The organism is Bacillus sp. OTU2372 (genome assembly GCF_038440275.1).
In the GTDB taxonomy this organism is placed as follows: domain Bacteria; phylum Bacillota; class Bacilli; order Bacillales; family Cytobacillaceae; genus Neobacillus; species Neobacillus bataviensis_B.
Genome location: NZ_JASATK010000001.1, coordinates 980,028 through 998,180, shown reverse-complemented (window position 1 = coordinate 998,180; position 18,153 = coordinate 980,028). Strand labels below are relative to the sequence as shown.

General features: G+C 36.8%; 16 protein-coding genes. 1 reads left to right on the top strand and 15 read right to left on the bottom strand.

Annotation, left to right across the window (positions count from 1 at the left end; genetic code table 11):
• Positions 1–107: 107 nt before the first annotated feature.
• The 5 genes from AAHB15_RS04705 to AAHB15_RS04685 all read right to left on the bottom strand — a co-directional run bounded on the left by AAHB15_RS04705 (position 108) and on the right by AAHB15_RS04685 (position 4,236).
• Complete coding sequence (locus tag AAHB15_RS04705; RefSeq protein ID WP_342041848.1) at positions 108–1,826, bottom strand: glycoside hydrolase family 43 protein; 1,719 nt, start codon at positions 1,824–1,826, stop codon at positions 108–110.
• A gap of 69 nt (positions 1,827–1,895) precedes the next feature.
• On the bottom strand, positions 1,896–2,306 hold the full coding sequence (locus tag AAHB15_RS04700; RefSeq protein ID WP_342041847.1) for a C-glycoside deglycosidase beta subunit domain-containing protein: 411 nt from the start codon (positions 2,304–2,306) through the stop codon (positions 1,896–1,898).
• Between the two features lie 18 nt (positions 2,307–2,324).
• Positions 2,325–2,591, bottom strand: coding sequence for a hypothetical protein (locus tag AAHB15_RS04695; protein ID WP_342041846.1), 267 nt, complete (start codon positions 2,589–2,591; stop codon positions 2,325–2,327).
• A gap of 68 nt (positions 2,592–2,659) precedes the next feature.
• Positions 2,660–3,217, bottom strand: a complete 558-nt coding sequence (locus AAHB15_RS04690; RefSeq protein WP_342041845.1) for a sugar phosphate isomerase/epimerase family protein — start codon at positions 3,215–3,217, stop codon at positions 2,660–2,662.
• Between the two features lie 197 nt (positions 3,218–3,414).
• Complete coding sequence (locus tag AAHB15_RS04685; protein WP_342041844.1) at positions 3,415–4,236, bottom strand: AraC family transcriptional regulator; 822 nt, start codon at positions 4,234–4,236, stop codon at positions 3,415–3,417.
• Positions 4,237–4,359: 123 nt separating this feature from the next.
• Between AAHB15_RS04685 and AAHB15_RS04680 the strand changes: the two genes are divergently transcribed.
• Positions 4,360–5,901 carry a DUF5597 domain-containing protein gene (locus AAHB15_RS04680; RefSeq protein WP_342041843.1) on the top strand — a complete coding sequence of 514 codons (1,542 nt, stop codon included), beginning with the start codon at positions 4,360–4,362 and terminating at the stop codon, positions 5,899–5,901.
• 67 nt (positions 5,902–5,968) lie between these two features.
• Here AAHB15_RS04680 and AAHB15_RS04675 read toward each other — a convergent pair whose 3' ends face one another.
• The 10 genes from AAHB15_RS04675 to AAHB15_RS04630 all read right to left on the bottom strand — a co-directional run bounded on the left by AAHB15_RS04675 (position 5,969) and on the right by AAHB15_RS04630 (position 17,764).
• On the bottom strand, positions 5,969–6,934 hold the full coding sequence (locus tag AAHB15_RS04675; protein WP_342041842.1) for an ROK family glucokinase: 966 nt from the start codon (positions 6,932–6,934) through the stop codon (positions 5,969–5,971).
• A gap of 55 nt (positions 6,935–6,989) precedes the next feature.
• Complete coding sequence (locus AAHB15_RS04670; RefSeq protein WP_342041841.1) at positions 6,990–7,961, bottom strand: sugar phosphate isomerase/epimerase family protein; 972 nt, start codon at positions 7,959–7,961, stop codon at positions 6,990–6,992.
• A 28-nt stretch (positions 7,962–7,989) separates the two neighbouring features.
• A complete protein-coding gene (locus tag AAHB15_RS04665; RefSeq protein WP_342041840.1) occupies positions 7,990–8,421 on the bottom strand; it encodes a C-glycoside deglycosidase beta subunit domain-containing protein in 432 nt (143 codons plus the stop codon).
• A 12-nt stretch (positions 8,422–8,433) separates the two neighbouring features.
• On the bottom strand, positions 8,434–9,561 hold the full coding sequence (locus AAHB15_RS04660; protein WP_335573856.1) for a Gfo/Idh/MocA family protein: 1,128 nt from the start codon (positions 9,559–9,561) through the stop codon (positions 8,434–8,436).
• 59 nt (positions 9,562–9,620) lie between these two features.
• Positions 9,621–10,526 (bottom strand): sugar phosphate isomerase/epimerase family protein, encoded by a 906-nt coding sequence (locus tag AAHB15_RS04655; protein WP_335573857.1) that lies wholly within the window; start codon positions 10,524–10,526, stop codon positions 9,621–9,623.
• Positions 10,527–10,795: 269 nt separating this feature from the next.
• On the bottom strand, positions 10,796–12,292 hold the full coding sequence (locus AAHB15_RS04650) for an extracellular solute-binding protein (protein WP_342041839.1): 1,497 nt from the start codon (positions 12,290–12,292) through the stop codon (positions 10,796–10,798).
• A gap of 284 nt (positions 12,293–12,576) precedes the next feature.
• The gene (locus AAHB15_RS04645; RefSeq protein WP_335573859.1) at positions 12,577–13,536 is read right to left on the bottom strand and encodes an AraC family transcriptional regulator; all 960 of its coding nucleotides are present in this window, start codon (positions 13,534–13,536) and stop codon (positions 12,577–12,579) included.
• Between the two features lie 79 nt (positions 13,537–13,615).
• Positions 13,616–15,829, bottom strand: coding sequence for a glycosyl hydrolase (locus AAHB15_RS04640; protein WP_342041838.1), 2,214 nt, complete (start codon positions 15,827–15,829; stop codon positions 13,616–13,618).
• 13 nt (positions 15,830–15,842) lie between these two features.
• On the bottom strand, positions 15,843–16,298 hold the full coding sequence (locus AAHB15_RS04635) for a hypothetical protein (protein ID WP_342041837.1): 456 nt from the start codon (positions 16,296–16,298) through the stop codon (positions 15,843–15,845).
• Between the two features lie 65 nt (positions 16,299–16,363).
• On the bottom strand, positions 16,364–17,764 hold the full coding sequence (locus AAHB15_RS04630) for an MFS transporter (protein ID WP_335573861.1): 1,401 nt from the start codon (positions 17,762–17,764) through the stop codon (positions 16,364–16,366).
• Positions 17,765–18,153: the final 389 nt, after the last annotated feature.

Here is an 18,153-nt window from a genome sequence, read left to right as displayed (position 1 = left end):
GTAGCAATTTTTAACCTAACTTATTGATTTTTTTCAAATTAAAGAAAGAGATTAAAAATCTACTTATGATTTTTAACCTCTTTAATTACCATCTATTATTAATCATTTTACACATGAAGAATTGCCTGCACGTTACAGCTTAATCCAGTTTCTGTGTAATCAAACCACTCGAACTCCGCACTGTTTTCACTTTCTTTACCATTGGAACTAGCAAACATGCAAAGCATGGTCCCAACCATACCACCTACTGATTCAGGATTTAATTTCCTGCCATCTGCATTTTCATAAAGCAGCTGGAGATTTTCCTCTTCTTTTCCAAAATAGAAGTTATACGATTGACCCTCTGCAGAAACCTTGAAGATGATTTCTTCACCTTCTACTTCAGTTTTAGCAAGCTCCTTTTCTGTTGTTATACATTGAAATTGAGGCTGATGAGGGTAGCCGTTTATCTCGCTCGTACACTGGACCAGCCTCAATATTTGCTTTCCTTTTTCCAACGAACGCTCCAACCGGAATTGATGATTACAAGCCTGCATAATCGCTAAACCAGCAGTCTCATTCTCCTCGGAAGCTAGGAAGTTCATCTTTGTTGCCATACTGAAATTGGCATGCAGTTGTCTGCGCCCAATAAACCCAAGGGTTGAGACATTTTTATCCACTTCTGTCGCAGTAATGTCGACTTTACGTATCTCCTGGCTAATGGAACGAGGAAGAAGTTTCATCGTCAGCTTACTGTCTGAAAGCGAGTAAAAATTCTCATAAGGGGTCCCAAAGAAGACCCAATCCATACCAAGTTTCTCACCTTCAAAGTCATCCCTCACTGGAATTACTCGTTCTGAATCTGCAGGAAGATCTGGCGCCCGATAACTCCATTCGACTTTACCTGTACCAGGACTGATAACGGGCCATCCTTCTTCCCATACGACTGGTGCAATAAAGGTTTCACGTCCAAGATTCTTATGATAGCCTTCAATTAGACGAGAACCGAGAATGACGGCATACCACTCACCGTTTTTCAGTTCAACCAAATCCGCATGGCCCACATTGCAAATCGGATAATGTTTTCCGAGATGACGATGAGTTAAAATGGGATTTCCCGCATAGCCCTCAAAATCATTAAAAATAGTTTTACTACGTGCAACCGTTACGGCATGGAAGTGCTCTGTACCTCCCTCAGCAATCACTAAATAATAGTAGCCGTCTTTTTTGTAAAGATGCGGAGCTTCTGGTGAAGCGCAATTTCTTAAGGCCCCTCCCCAAATTGTCCGTGCTTCTCCAACAAGACACATCCGGTCTAAATCAATTTCACTAACCCAAATCCCCTGAGCAATTGTACCGTCCGGATTTGTATCCTCTCTTGTACCTGTAAGATATGCTTTCCCATCATCATCAAAAAATAAAGATGAATCAATCCCAGGGCAATTCTTGAGCCAGTAAGGATCTGACCAGGGACCACGAGGGTCTTTAGCCGTCACAATAAAGTTCCACTTATCGCTAACATTCGTCGTAATCATGTAATAGGTACCGTTGTTATATCTTAATGTTGGTGCCATAATCCCCGTTGTCATATGATCTGCCGTAACATGTAGCTGCGATTTTCTGTCAAGGATATGACCAATCTGCTCCCAATTTACTAAGTCTGTAGAGTGAAAGATTGGGACGCCTGGAAAGAGAGAAAAACTCGAGGTAATCATATAAAAATCATCATCTACCCGACAGATGGAAGGGTCTGGATAGAATCCCGGTAAAATTGGATTCATTAACTGTTTTGTCATATTTAAATTCACTCCAGAAATGGTTCCGTATTTTGTATCTATCAAATTCATATATTATTTACCTCCTCACAAATACCAAGAGACAGTATAAAACTGTCTCTCTGAAAAATTCAAAAAGAATCAAACCAAAATTAATATCCTCTTGTGTGTGCCGGCACCAAGAACCGTATCAGCAACTGGAGGAAAATAGGAGCAGCTATACGTATAGCTTACTTCAATATCGTGGCTCCCGGCTTCTAGTCCGCCTTCTTTTGCTACTGTAAGCGTTGCTGGCTCTAAAATACCCCAATGAACATCTCCAAGTGAAGACATTTCAGCTTGTGTGTAGGTATCACCATTAATTGTCCATGTGATCTGATCGCCAGAAAAAGTTTCCCCATCTACTGAAACCGTAGCTGGGCGTAATTGAGAGAGCCAGAGGCCTCGATAATACAAAGATCTTATATTAACCTGGAAGCCGATGATTTTTCCATTTTTCTCGACATTTTTTAATCCTCTCGATTGGATGCAAGGTTTTTCTAACATAGTCATAGCTATTCACCCTTTCTCTTATTCTCCCAAAATTCTTTTCATCATTACATGTTGTTTCCGAACTTGTTCTTTGGCGTAGCCGGTCACGTCTTTGTTTGGGCCTTCGTACTCGCTTACCATATAACCGTCCCAGTTATGCTCAATTAGGGTATTAATGATTTTTTCATAAGGAATTGTCGTCTCTTCAAAATCATCTGACATTTTTACGAATTTAGCATGACAGCAATACACATATGGTAACAATGGGATAATGTCCTCTACTGGACTATGTTCAGATGGAGGCATGATAAAATCATCGGGACCCCATTCACTTGCAGGTAAAGCTTGTGTCTCAAATACACCGAAGTCGATGTTTAATCCAAAAACTTTGTTCCTGTCTCTTTAATAAACTCAACATAATCGTCTACCATCTTAGATTTCAAAAGTGTTGGAGCATGAATCTCCGGGCACATACGGACATTGTACTGTTCTGCTAACGGAAGCGCCATTTTGATAAATTCCTGCCAGTTTTCTACGGGAGTAAGATTATCATCGATTACGCCTAATTTGGTCCGAAGAATGGTAAATCCAAGTCTGTTTGCCAGTTTGAAATCACGTTCCAACATTTGTAATGATTCTTCTGAAGTAAGATGTCTTCCCTCATACAAGCGTGAATCGACCCAATGTCCGTATTCTGCCGGTACAATATTGTATTTTTCTATTAATCTATCCCAAGTTTCCAGCCATTCCTCACTTGGACTTGGGTAGCCTTCAATATGTGAGTTTGCTAATATTTCTAATCCTCTTGCGCCGATATCGTTCATTTCGGCAAACATGTCTTCTAATGTCATGGTTACACCAAATTCGCCCGCATAACTATAAAGAGAAACTCCTCGTTTTGGTTTGCTAAGATTCCGAGCTTCATTATTCATTCCAGTTTACTCTCCTTTTCAATTTACAATTGATACCGCTTCCACTTTAACTATAAAGTTTATTTCTGCTAAATACCTTTACTTATTTATCTTAATAGATATAGATTTTATTTCATTTTGTCTCTTTCATTCTTAATAAATAAAAAAGGATAAAAATCATAGCGTGATTTTTATCCATACTTGACAGTTCCAACTTCCTAATGCAGTTCTCGGAATTTCGCTGGTGTCATACCTTCTTTTTTCTTAAATACCATCCCAAAATAACTAACATCTTCATACCCGCACCATCTGCTAATATTCTTGATTTTCTCGTTCCTATCATTTATGAGTAAAATTTTCGCATGGGCTAAACGAACATCTGTAATATAGTCAAAAATAGAGAATCCATTCATTTTTTTAAATAACTGACAAAGATATTCTTTTGACAAACCAGCCATTTTTGCTAATTCTGCCAACATAATAGGCTCTTTAAAATGCTCATTTATGTAGTCCATAACTAGATGTACTTTCTTATTCTGATTTAGAAGGGACTTCTCATTTAGCAATGATGTTGATTTTACAATTTCCAATAAAATTTCATAAAGTACTCTTGAAAAATCATACATTTCCATTCGGCTATCCAGACTATAAATAAAAAATAATTCTTCCATATATTGCTCTACCTTTTCAATATCGGTTAGTTTATAAATACCGGATTGCTTAATTCCTATGTTTTCAAACAAATCCTTTGTCCCATAACCTGTAAAACACATGAAATGAACAATCCATTCCTTGCTCACTCCGTAATATTTATGACCAACGTTTGGGAAGAATAACATCCCACTTCCTTCCTCTACAACATACTGTTTAGTGTCTATTTCTAGCACACCGCTTCCCTTGATAGCTTGAATCCATTGAAAAAATGGCAATCCTGAGGGTCTGTTTATGTATTCCTGCCTATGATTTAAACCTAAAGAATATAAAACAAAAGGAAGTTTTAAGTTTTGTTCTGTGTATTTTGTAAAAAAGACCTTATTCATAATTAAGAACACACCATCCCGAGCTTAATATATTCATATTCACTATAATATTTTAAGATTTTTTTTAACAATAATATTTATTAAGATATTAATATAATCTTATCATGAAAGGATGCTTTAATCATGTCTACTATCCCTCATATTAAAAAGAACAATGATATTCCGACATTATACGTTCATGACGACCCCTTTATTGCATTAGCGGGAGAAATCCATAATTCCAGTGCCTCGAACCTGCAATACATGGAAAAATATGTTTGGCCTAATTTAAAAACATTAAATATGAATTCTGTTATTGTCCCTGTTTACTGGGAATTAATTGAGCCCGAAGAGAATCAATTTGACTTTACCATTGTTGAAGGACTGATCAACCAGGCGCGTGAAAATAACATGCATCTTATTTTCCTTTGGTTTGGCTTATGGAAAAATTCAGAATCTATGTATGTGCCCCACTGGATGAAAAAAGATACTAGAACATATTTCCGTGCTTGTAAACCAACCGGTGATGCAATAAATACCATTTCACCTTTATGTAAAGCCGCAATTGAAAAAGATGCAAATGCATTTTATAACTTAATGAGATTTATCAAATCTATTGATTCAGAAGAAAATACGGTTATTGTAATGCAGGTTGAAAATGAAATTGGACTTTTAGGGACGGATCGAGATTATTCTATTAAAGCAAATGAAGCTTTTTCCCAAGAAATTCCGCAATGCGTTGCCGAAGAATTCCAAGTTTCTGGAACGTGGAAAGAAGCATTTGGCTATGATGCAAGTGAATACTTTATGGCTTATTATTTTTCATCTGCAGTAGAGCAAATTACTAATGCAGGTCAAAAGGCATATCCTCTTCCATGCTATGCCAATGCATGGTTGGAACAATTCCCGTGGCGTGCTGGAACCTATCCAAGCGGCGGTCCTGTAATGAAGATGCATAAAATGTGGAAATTAATGGCTCCTTCTCTATTTTGTCTGGCACCTGATATTTATGTTCCATATGTACCTGATGTATTGGATCAATATAGTCAGAATGGCAATCCATTATTCATTCCAGAGGTCCGTAAAGATGCTGTATCTGCTACATATGCCCTATATGCTGTTGTCGGTTGTAACGCTATTTGTTATGCACCATTTGGCATTGAAGAACTTTTGATGAATCCGGAAGAAATCGACAAACCACCTCTAGAAATAATGATGGCATTAAATATTGATCAGTCAGCATTTGAAATTGAGGGCAGTGCGGCTTATCTTGCCAAGAGCTATTCCATTATAGAAAATATCAAACCGCTTTATTTTGAATATAGAAACACCAGTCATTTACAGAGTTTTGTAAAAAGAAATGAACATGACTTTGGTAAACTGCTACATTTTGACGCTTATGATATTCTCGTTTCTTATATGCCAAAAGCACCATATAAGCCAACTTCAGGAGGAATGATTTTTGAACTTTCGGAAAATGAATTCATCGTCTTTGGAACGATGTTTAAGATTCAATTCTATTCAAAACCAGGAAAAAATACACATGTGGAATTACTACAATTGGAAGAAGGTAAATTTGTTAACGGAGAATGGAAAGAAGGACGTGTTTTAAACGGTGACGAAAGAATGATGATACAGTTAAAAGATATGCCTTCAGCTTATAGAATTCAAGTATATGAATATTAAAATTTATTCTTAACAGCCAATACATACAAGATACTATTATAACCTGTATGTATTGGCTTGGTTTTTATTAACTGTTCCTAGATTGTTTCACTAACGATGCCGCTCCAATAACTCCTGCATCATTCCCTAACTGAGCAAGCTTCAGTTTCGTACTAGTTCTTACTGTCGGGAAGGCAAACTTTTGGAAATATTCTTCTACCCCTTTTAACAGCATGTCTCCAGCAGCTGACACTCCCCCGCCAATAACAATCGTTTCAGGGTTTAAGATGTTTCCAATATTTCCGCAAGCCAATCCTAAATAATAATAAAATTTATTAACAACGATGACGGCCAATTGATCGCCACGTTTTACTTGGTTAAATACGGTCTTTGCCGTAACTTCTTGTCCATCATCAATTAACCACTTCAATTCAGATTCCCCAGCATATCTTTCTGAAAAATCCCTGGCTAATCTGACAACACCAGTTGCACTAGCGACTGTTTCCAAACAACCTTGATTTCCACATGTACACTGGTAGCCATCCGGCTCGACGATAATATGGCCAATTTCCCCACCAGCGCCTACTTTTCCATGAATTAAGTTACCATCTGCAATAATTCCGCCGCCGACACCTGTTCCAAGTGTGATAAAAACAACATCGGTCCCATCTTCACCGGCACCCTTCCAGCGTTCGCCTAATGCCGCAACATTGGCATCATTATCAATAACAAAAGGAATTCCTGTTCCTTGTTCTATTTGTTCTTTTACTTGCTGCAAGGTACTCCAGTTTAAATTATAAGCTCCAATAACTGTCCCTTTTTCACGGTCAACTGTCCCAGGAGACCCCATTCCAATTCCTAAAATATTATCGGCTGTAAGCCCATACAAATCAAGACGATGTTTAATCGATTCAATAATGTTTGGAACGATATTCTTTCCTTCATTTTGACTATCTGTCTCCATACTCCACTTTTGTTGAATCTCGCCCTCTTCGGTTAAGAACGCAAATTTAACCGTCGTGCCGCCTAAATCAATACCAATTAACTTTTTCATCTTTTCCCCGCCTTATAAAATAATACAGGTGAATACCCACCTGTATTATTATAATCTATTTATTTAATAATTTCCGCTCCATTTGTAAATGGCGTTTGGTCATTTCTACTGCTCTTCCAGAGATATGATCTTCATATTCTGATACAATATAGCCATCAAAATCAGAGTTTTGAATAATCGGTAAGATCTTATCATATGGAATGCTTGCTTCTTCCAAATTCTCATCAATATAATGGAATTTTCCATGAAAGTGAATCACGTGTGGCATGATTTGTTTTAACCCTTCATAATCCGGTTCATTGTAGAAGGTTACAAAGCCATACATTCCTTGGAAAGCACCCATGACAGCCCCATTTGCACCAGCATCAAGTAGTCGTTGTCTTGCTTCCATCATCGGTACATCATCATAACGCATTTGAGCTGCCATTTCTAATAATTCTAAAGGTGCTCCATTCGCTAAGGCCTCATCCCAATGTGGTTTATTAGGGCGAGTCGCAAAAGTACCAAAATCAGTGACAAATCCAAGATATGGTGATCCTGTTTTTTCAATTACCTCGGTGAATTTCTGGATGTTTGGTGATGTTGGCGTTTCAGGATTATGAATTTCAATTCCTACCTTGACACCATAAGCCTCTGCATATGGCGCTAATTTAGCAAAAACTGATGGTCCAATAAGATATTGAGCACGCATGATTTTACAACCCAATTTATTCGCTGTTTTCAAATCAATAATTGACGACTGAAGCAATTCTTCTTCTGTTAAATCACGATCAGTTCTTAATCCACGGTCTGCATTAGCACCGTAAGAAATAAATTCGATCCCATAGTGATTCGTCATGGCCTTAAATTCATTTAATACCTTGTCACTTACATACGGGTAAGATGGCAGCATTTGCGTACCTACCAATTCAAACCCTTCCGCTCCAAATTCAGCTGCGGTACGAATACAATCCTCTAATGTAAATGTACCTTTCACATATTCGTCAGTAAAGCTATAAAGAGACACACCTAATTTAATATTACTCAACTGATCTGACCTCCTTTCTGCTAATCTCTCACCTGTATGTTTTGCTTCCGCAAGAATCTAATACAGCATATTCACGCTCTGTCTTTCTTCCCGGAACAGCCATATATGGAATACGTAACAGCATTTTTACATCGATATGATGTTCCCCTTCTGTTAAACCGCCAGGTGCAAATACACTTATCGTAGCTGGATCTATCAAATTCCAAAACTCCGAAATAAGACTTGGCAGCTGTCTTAAGGTAAATTCTTTCTCATTCAAACCAAACGTAATATCATCTGAATTCACTTCGTTACCATCAACGGTAACCACAAACTCTTCAATACAGGATAAGTAATGTCCGCGATAGTTACTTAATCGAATTTGGAATTCATATCCCAACTTTTTCCCATTCACATAGGTATTTTTTAAACTTTCATCGCAAACAACATCGACGAAAGGTAATTTCATACTAAATGCCACTAGGTCCACCTCCTATTTGCTTGCAACTGGTTCCTGTTCAAAAACAATTTCTTTTCCAGTTTCAGCAGATTTGTAAACTGCATCTAAAATCTTTGTAACAACAAATGCTTGCTCTGGTTTTACTAGTGGTTCTTTATCATATTTAACCGCTTCTAACCATTGTTTTGCTTCAAGTACTTCTGGTTTATTGGATCCGCCTTCAAAGAATGCAATCGCTCCACCTGCAGAGTTTCTCTCTTCTGTTAACATACCATTGCGTGCAGTATTATAAATTAACTCATTGTTGCGGAAGCTCATGCCGGAATCGATTTGTGCTCCTGCCTTTGTTCCACAAAGAGTTGTAGCCGCTTCTCTTGATTCTAGTACATTAAGTGCCCAAGAAGATTCAAGGAATACCGTTGCTCCATTCTCCATTTTGATGTAACCAAAAGCTGAATCTTCCACTTCATATGTTTCTGGATCCCATGGGCCGAACATATTTCCTTCAACAGCTTCTGGTAGATTACCTAATTTATTGAACACAGAACCTGTTACCGAAACTGGTTTGTAATTATCCATCATCCATAAAGTGATATCAAGAGCGTGTGTACCAATATCTATTAGTGGACCTCCGCCTTGCTGTGATTTATCAGGAAATACACCCCATGTTGGCACTGCGCGGCGACGAAGGGCATGTGCTTTTGCAAAATAAACATCTCCAAGCTCATCTTTTTCACAAGCTTTATAAAGAGATTGAACCTCTGGACGGAAGCGGTTTTGATATCCAATTGTGAATTTCTTGCCGGATTTTTTCCAAGCATCCATCATTTTTTGAGCTGCTTCTGTATTGTGTGCCATTGGTTTTTCACACATTACGTGTTTACCTGCTTCAAATGCTGCAACTGTAATCGGGCTATGGCTTACGTTTGGAGTTAATACATGTACAAGATCGATGGTTTCGTCTTTTAATAGCTCTTTATAATCGACATAAATTTTTGCATCTTCAGTTCCATATTCTTTTGCGGCTTTCTCAGCGCGTTCAATTTGAATATCACAGAATGCCACCATTTCAGCGATTTCTTTAAATTGTGATAAAGCTGGAAAATGTTTTTGATTTGCAATACCACCGCAGCCAATAATACCAATTCTTAATTTACCCATAATTTTCATTCTCCTTTTTTGTTATAAAATAATTTTATTAGATTTATAAATTTATCTATTTAAGCAAAAAACTGACTCAAATAGTTTCTACTAATATTAATCGAATCTTTTTTCGATTTAAGTGAATCTTCAAATGCCTTGTCCTCTACTTCAATGACGGCATATCCACGGTAGCCAATATCCGTTAAAGCAGATACATATTGACCCCAATTGACATCTCCAAGGCCTGGTAATTTAGGCGAGATATATTCAAGTGGTGTGGCCATAATTCCTACATCGTTTAGGCGGTCCTTATAGACTTTTATATCTTTAAAATGGATATGGAAGATCCGCTCTTGGAATTCATATATAGGTTTGATATAGTCCATTTGCTGCCAAACAAAATGCGATGGATCAAAATTCAGTCCAAAGTTTTGATTTGGAATTAATTCAAATACGCGGCGGAAGATGGCTGGTGTTGTCATTAAGTTTTGTCCGCCTGGCCACTCATCTGAAGTAAATAACATCGGACAGTTTTCAATCGCAATCTTGACACCAAGCTCTTCAGCGAATTGTACGACAGGCCTCCAAACTGTTGTCATTGTTTCTAAATTTTCTTCGACCGTTTTCTTTTGGTTCCTGCCAATAAAGGTAGTGACCATGTTAACATCCAATTTGCGTGCTGCTTCAATACATTTTTTGATGTGGGCAGCGTAGTATTCGCTTTTCTCTGGATCTTCATCTAAAGCATTTGGATAATAAGCAATAGCAGAAATCTTGATTCCTTTCGCTTCGGTATAATTCTTGACATAATCCACATCTAAGTGATCGACATCAAGATGGGTAACACCTGCATATTTACGGGCCGCTTTCCCTTTCGGCCATGCACAAAGCTCCACACATGAAAAACCGTTTTCAGCTGCATAGTCAATAACTTCTTCAAAGGTGCATTCATTTAGAATTGCGCTGTTAAATCCAAGCTTCATCGTGTCATATCCTCCTATGTTTATAGTAGAATCAAAACATTTAAATATTGATTTCGCTTACATTTATATCTTATCAAGTTATTTGATATATTCCCTTACATTAATTATCCTGATGGGATATAGATTTTCGTCCTTTTTCAAAGATTCGTCATTTTGGTATCGATAATAGATTAAAAATGATAGTGTTATTTTTAACCTTTTCCAAAATACTATAAAAAACCAAAAAAAGCGCAATGTCCTTGCGCCTTTTTTTGGTTTATTATACAAGCTTATTTTTGAGTTTTTGCCCATTCATCTAATTGCTTCTGTTTTTCTGTAATGATCTTATCAATGCCAGCAGCCTTTAAACCTTTAATGAACTCAGGTAAACTCTTATTAGGATCTAAAATACCTGATTCAAGTCCTAGAGCATATTTACCTACGACATTGGTAACCGCTGTAACTTCCGTTTTAACGGATGAACTATCAAAATTAAATCCAAGTGCTTTAGATTTAATTGCACTTTTATTAAACTCCTCCGTTTCGCTCCATAGGTTTGGATTATTCCCTTCGAACACATAAGATAGGAAAGAATTCCCCATTGCAAAACTCATATTTAAGTTGTAACCATTGTTTCCTGCATTTATCCCCTCTGGATACTTGATCACATTGTCCGATACTTTTACATAATGCTTTCCTTTAATCCCCCAGTCTAGCAAATTTACGATATCTTTGTTTCCATACATTAAATTTAGAAATTTCATTGCTGCTTCCGGGACCTGAGAGCTCTGTGGAATTCCCCACATCATGGTGGTTACGGCAGATGTGGTTGTAACTGGTTTTGAAAGTGAAGTAGTGACAATTGGCTTAGTAGTAATTTGTGATTCTTGTAAGGCGATTCCAGGTTTTTGAGGACTGAAATAACTAAAACCTACATTTGACTTCACTAACGATGTGCCAGGATCAGCATTCGTGGTTGCATTTTTTAATGTAAGTCCTTCCTGATACCATCTTCTCATTGTCTTAACAAACTGCTCATATTCATCTGTTTCATATAGGTCTACTACTTTCATATTATTGTCGTAGTTAGGTAAAACTCCCATCGTGTCACCTAGCGGATCGAACCAGTTATAAACGACGGTTGGCTGGGCTCCAGGCTGAAAAGGAACAATTGGAGTGATCCCTTTCTCATTTCCCTTGATCGTTTTCAAAGCAGACTCTACATCATCCAGTGTTTTAATCTTATTTATATCAATATTATATTTATCTACCAAGTCCTTGCGCATATTTATACCAGGTGCTCCTGCCATATCTCGAAGAGTTGGAACTGCATACAATTTTCCGGAAACCTTGGCAGCATTCAAATAATCCGGATCCATTGTCTTTTTAATATCCGTACCATACTTATCTACCAAATCATCCAATGGTAATAATTGTCCTTTAGCTACTTGTGATGTATAGCCAAAAAAGGAGGTAACAAGCATTAAATCTGCTTTTTCATTGCTAGATAACATCAAATTCATCTGTTGAACGTAATTACCTATATTAATGGGTGTTAATTTCACCCTAACCTTGATCTTCTCCTCTGATATCTTGTTAATTTCATCCTGTACTAGTTTGAGATCTTTGGGTATTTCAGTAGTAAAAAAGACCATATTCACCTCAGTTATTTTTTCCCCCGAACCTGAGCTTTCATTTGTAGAACTCTCTTTATTCGAACTGCATGCTGAAAGAATTAGTAAAAAACAAGCAAGCATTATACTGATTAATTTTTTATTTTCCTGCATTCAAGAACCCCCATTTTTTATTTTTGAAACCGCTATCATTTTTGAGTAGCATCTACGTCCAAATCAATAAAACTCTTTAGTAATCCCCCCTTTTTTCAAATGGTTATATTATTTTAACCATCGGTTCATGTACCTCTAATTATAAGGAGGAATGTACTAGAAAACGTTCATTTTATTAAGAATAATCATATTAATTTTTGATATTTTCTGAAAATAGGTAATTATCAAAAATAAAACCGCAAAGTTTCATCGTCTTTGCGGTGAATCGGCCTTATTCAATTCTGCTAAGTATTAACGCTTGGTCTAATGTTTATATCTAATCTTTGAATATACTTTTCCAATTCATTAAGATCGTCTTCTTCGGTATATTCATAACCTTCAATTCCTTTTACCTCTTTTTTAAGAGAGTTACTCAAGGTTTTCTGCTGATTTTTTCTGAACTGATAGGGGGTTGTATGAAAGGTATCTTTAAACAGTTTGTGAAACGTATTCAAACTGGAAAAACCTGACTCCATGGCAATCCGAATAACTGGCCAATTGGTCTCCAGTAAATACTTTACTGCCTGTTCCAGTCGAATCCCGTTTAAATACTTTACAAAAGGCTGTCCCATATGTTGCTGAAAATATCGTGATAAATAAGGAACGGTCAATCCCTCATTATCCGCAATCTCATTGAGGGTAATCGGTTGCATATAATTCATTTGAATATAGTTTGTGATTCTTGTTAGACGTTCGATATCTTTACTGCTATTTCTGTTGATCTGTTTATGATTACTTACTCTACATTTGCTAATAAGATGGTAAACGATATCCAAAAGCAGTGAATGAATTTTAATCTCATAACCTAATTCTTTTTTCCTTAAGGTCAGCATTAATCGGACCATCAAGAGACGAATATAATTAAACATGCCATTTTCGTTTTCAATAAAGGATTGGCAGTGAAAAGACTCCACTTCAATGTTTTGATACCATTTTTTAATAAACGATAAGGGAATTTGAAGCAGCAGCACCCGATTATCTTCACTTGCTTCCACTCCATGAACCTCATTGCTGTTAATCAGCAGCAAGTCATTTTCTTTTAAGGAATACTCCTCACTTCCCACAAGAACCTGGATTTTGCCACTCAGAACAAATAAAAATTCAATCCTGTCATGCCAGTGCATAGCGACATATCTCACACTTGTCATTAGCATCAACATAGGAACCTCTTCGTTGATGACCACACTTTCATATGGATATTTCATTAAACTCCTCCCCTGTAATTAATAAATAGAACGGTTAAAAAAGGTGTGCATTTCAGGTAACACACCTTTTTTAATATTGTCATGAAAGGGACAACGTAATTTTTCCAAACATACCGGTTGGATCAATAGGATCATGCCATACAATAAATGGAGGTTCTGGATGATTGAAGCGATCCCTGTCTAATGTAGTTGCTACTTCTACCCGGATCGTATTGATGCCTTTCCTAAAATAGTTTGCCACATCGTAAACATATGGCGGACAAACCTTCATCCCAACGTATTCATCATTAATCCATAGTTCTACTGCCTCATATATATATTCAAAAGATAATATTCCTTGGTTCGGTACTTCTACTAGTTCAATTTCCTTTTCGTATTTAATGATTCCTGTAAAAGTTGGGTGTTCTTTGGAAATAGGCACTAACTCTTTCAGATGATGTACATTGCCAAAATTCGGATATTCAATGTTTTTTACCAAAGAATAATTCCAATCTTTAGATAAATCTCTTCTTTCTCCACATTCATTAAGCTTAAGTGAGCAAGGCCGATATTTTTCATACTCACCGCCTAGGGTTTCGGCACTCACAAATAGAACACAAGATTCATAAGGCTTTAACTCGAGACAAATAATACTTTTTCCGTTTTCTTTCCTAACTGCTAACTTTTCGAATTTATTTTCAAGTCCATTATAGACTATCACAAATTCTCCACCCGATAATTCAATATCTCCACTAAAGGTCTCATGTGCGGATTCATTCTGAAACATGTATATATTATTTTCTTTTACATAATGATAATAGGTTAAATCCTTAAATGCGTTCGTTAACTTTATATCAAAAATTCCGTTAGCCCTCAGTTCAGAAGCCAACTCACTAATTGACACTACTTTGCATGTTTCAATAGACTTTAATAGTTCTGAAACTTCCTGTTTATCGACGACATTAGAAATGCCTTCTGGTTTACCGTCTAGAAAAATAATTTCCAAACCACCTGCATTTTTAATAAAAGCAGCCAGCTCTTTCGTTATATATTGACTATAAGGAATGACTAAGCATTTAAATTCTTCGCCATTTATAATTAGATGATTATTCTCCAACTTTCCATTATAAGATTCTAAGTTATTCAGCATATCAAGCGAAACAAAATCAAAATCAATTTGATTTTCGGTAAGGGCTCTAGCTGGTTTTTGCATTTTCAAATATTCACCCGCCCATTCACTCTCGCCGTGATACAAAACAGCTACAGGGGCAACATGTCTGCCGCCATTAAAAATATGACATAAACGGTTAGCATAGTGCATAAGATGAGCAAAATGTTTAAACTGTGGATTATGTCCACGAGCATAGAAGTGCGGAGGACAATCGAAGTCAGGATATTCACGCATCGAAAAAGCATGTGGGACAAGGTAATTGATACCACGGACAACGAGATGGTCCAAAATATACTTCATATCTCTAACACCAAGCTTCCATCCATAAGCACCAAATAATTCGCACATGGTTCGCCCTTTTTTCTTCGGATCGAGATGACCATAGGACGAGCCGAGTTTTCCAAGAGTGTAATGATAGAATTCACCATCCCCCTTAAAAATACCACGACGTTCTAACCCTGCACCTCCAAAAATCACTTGCCCGCCAATTACATCAATTCCAGACATATGCTGGCCTGACAATGCTCTAAAGAAATGACCTGCACCACTTCCTAATCTGCTATGCTGATCATTATCTTCAATTACATGCCCGATATACTCAACATTGTGTTCTTCACACCATTTCCCTAATTGATTACTAAAGTTCTTTTCATATAAGCGGGTAACAATATCCATATAGGTATAACGGGTATGGACACAATGATTCATTTCTTCGGAACTGTTCCATAAATAGGGTAAGAACACTCTCCAATGTTCCCCTAGAGATTCTGATAGCAAAGTTTTTGCCTCTTCACTCCAAGGTAATGTCATGTCTCTTCTTCCAATCGATTCATTAAAATCAAACCCATTTACATTACCGAATGCTGGCTCATCTGAGAAGAACCCAGCAAATGTCTTCCCAAACTCGTCATTATAACGTTCAAAATGTGGTTGATAGACAGCTTCAAGCTGCGTACTGACAGAGTCTTCATCAATCATATTTATATATTTCGGGTTGCCGCCATCGGTTTTCGTCTCATAAATCACATAAATCCGCCATGGCCCTTCAGGTAAAGTGCAGGTTAAAAAATCACCTTCTACACGGTCAGTTAAATCGATTAGATCTTCATTAATCATTCCATCTGTAACTAGTTTTCCTGCCACAACACTAATTAATTTATTTATTTTTCTGCTCCTCTTTGTCTATTGGTTTACCAATATCTAACCATGAGGTCTTTGGTTTTAACATCGGGTTAATATGTATCGTGACTTCATTTTGCGCACCTAATACATCAACAGTATTATAGTTTATATACGTTTTCTTTCGAAATGGATATTTCTTTTCGATCAACCCATTAGCATAGCCTGTTGGAAAATGGGCATCATCTAATACCCAAACACGCATTCCCCGCTGCTTTGCTTCTTCCATAACAATATCAAGGTCATGCCACCAGCCCGGACCTGCAAAATCAGGATGCGGCCGCGCTTCAACACAGATCCCTCTTATTCCGCAATCATAAATTCTAGCAATTTCTCCTCGTATAACTTGTTCTTCTTCACCTCTCATCCATAGAAAAGGTAGAATATATTTTTCGGTTTGATGATTCACTAGATCTTGTATGGTCTTATCCATGATGAAAACCTCCTATTAAAATAGCTTATAAGCTACACATCATAGTGTAACTTATAAGCTCATAACTACATAGTTAGCTTATTTCGTCTTCTTAAAAGTTCATTTGTATTCTCCACCGCTTTTGCTTTAGAGATTTTATAAAAGAATAACGGAACGGTTGCTAATATATATATAATACCAGGTGCCAAATTTACTAACATGTTTATATCATGAACTACTTCCGGTGTCTGCTGATTATTGGCGACATAGCCGATGGCACTAAGTATAGCTCCACTTGCTGCTCCCGCTACGGCAATGGAAATTTTGGTAGAAAGGCTTGTAAAAGAATAAATGGCACCATCCGCACGAAGACCAGATTTTACTTGATAATCATCTATGCAGTCCGCAACCATACTGAAAATCATAGGACTTGCAACACCTGTTGGTAAGCTTGCGATGGTTGTCCATAAGATGACCATAGGAATATTGGAAGCAGGTATAAAAAATAACACAATTAACGCTGCACCTGTAATGATTGAACCTGTTATTAAAATAGTTTTCTTTTCAAGGAATTTTGCAATAAATGGAAGACAGAAAGCCCCAACAGCTCCACAAACAGATAGTATTGTAAATGAAACCGCAATCAAATCTGGACGATTTAACACATAAATGCAGTAATACGTCAATGTCCCTATTCTTCCAAAAACACCCAATAATACTACGAAAAGACTGATTAATATTAATAGTAATTGTTTATTAGCTCCAACAGCCTTTAGAGATTCTTTCAGTGTCGGTCTTTCCGCAATTGTAGGCTCAATCACTTCTTTACTATTCTTAAATGTCAAGAACAATAATGGAGCTGAAACTACTGATAATAGGATAGATGCGTAAAAGAAACCATTTTGTTGATCTCCATGTCCCAATAGAGTGATTATAGGCATTACCGCAGCACCTGTGAGAATACCCGCTATTTGTCCAAAAAATCCTCTATATGAGTTTAAACTAGTTCGCTCATGTGTATCCCTTGTCATGACAGTCGCCAAAGCACCATAAGGAACGTTTACCACAGAGTGAACAGTACCTAATAATAAATAGGTGACTCCAGCATATATAACCTTACCTGTTCCGGAAAAATCTGGAGTATAAAAGGTTAATATATTTAGAAGAGCAAGTGTAATTGCACCGTATAAAATATATGGTCTAAAACGACCATGTTTACTTTTTGTTCTTTCCATGATTAACCCAAGAATTGGATCTACAAAACAATCCCAAACCCTTGCGACTAGTAAAATTACTGCTGCCGCACTTCCAGCAATGCCAAAAACATCTGTATAGAAGAACAGTAAATAAGATGCTGCTAAACTCCAAACCACGCTCGCAGAGAACTCTCCAAACCCATAACTTAATTTTGTAAGAAAACTAAGGTTCCCATTAACTTGAGGTACTACCAAACTTTCTTTTGTTTGTGGAACTGCTCCATTTGCCATTTCTTATCCTCCTAGTTCAAAATACCTCAATTACAAATTGCGAATCATTCAGTAGCTACTGTTACAATTATCGTACCGTAACCCACATGTAACCGCCTTCATTTAATTAAGCACAATAGTATAATTTTTTATCCTTTATAGTAAGTTTTTATGAGTTACAACGAAAAGATTAAATAAGTAGGTATTATTCTTAACCTTTTTTCATTAAATTCGGACAATTTTTTTATTATAAGTCATTAGTTTGAGTTTTTTAGCTATATTATCACACTCTTATTAAAAACAGATTATTATTTTCCTAGGACCGATTACCTAAAGTTATTGTTTATTTGAGGATAAAAAAACAACCTATAACAAGTCATAGGTTGTCTATCTATTCTAATTTATTTTTG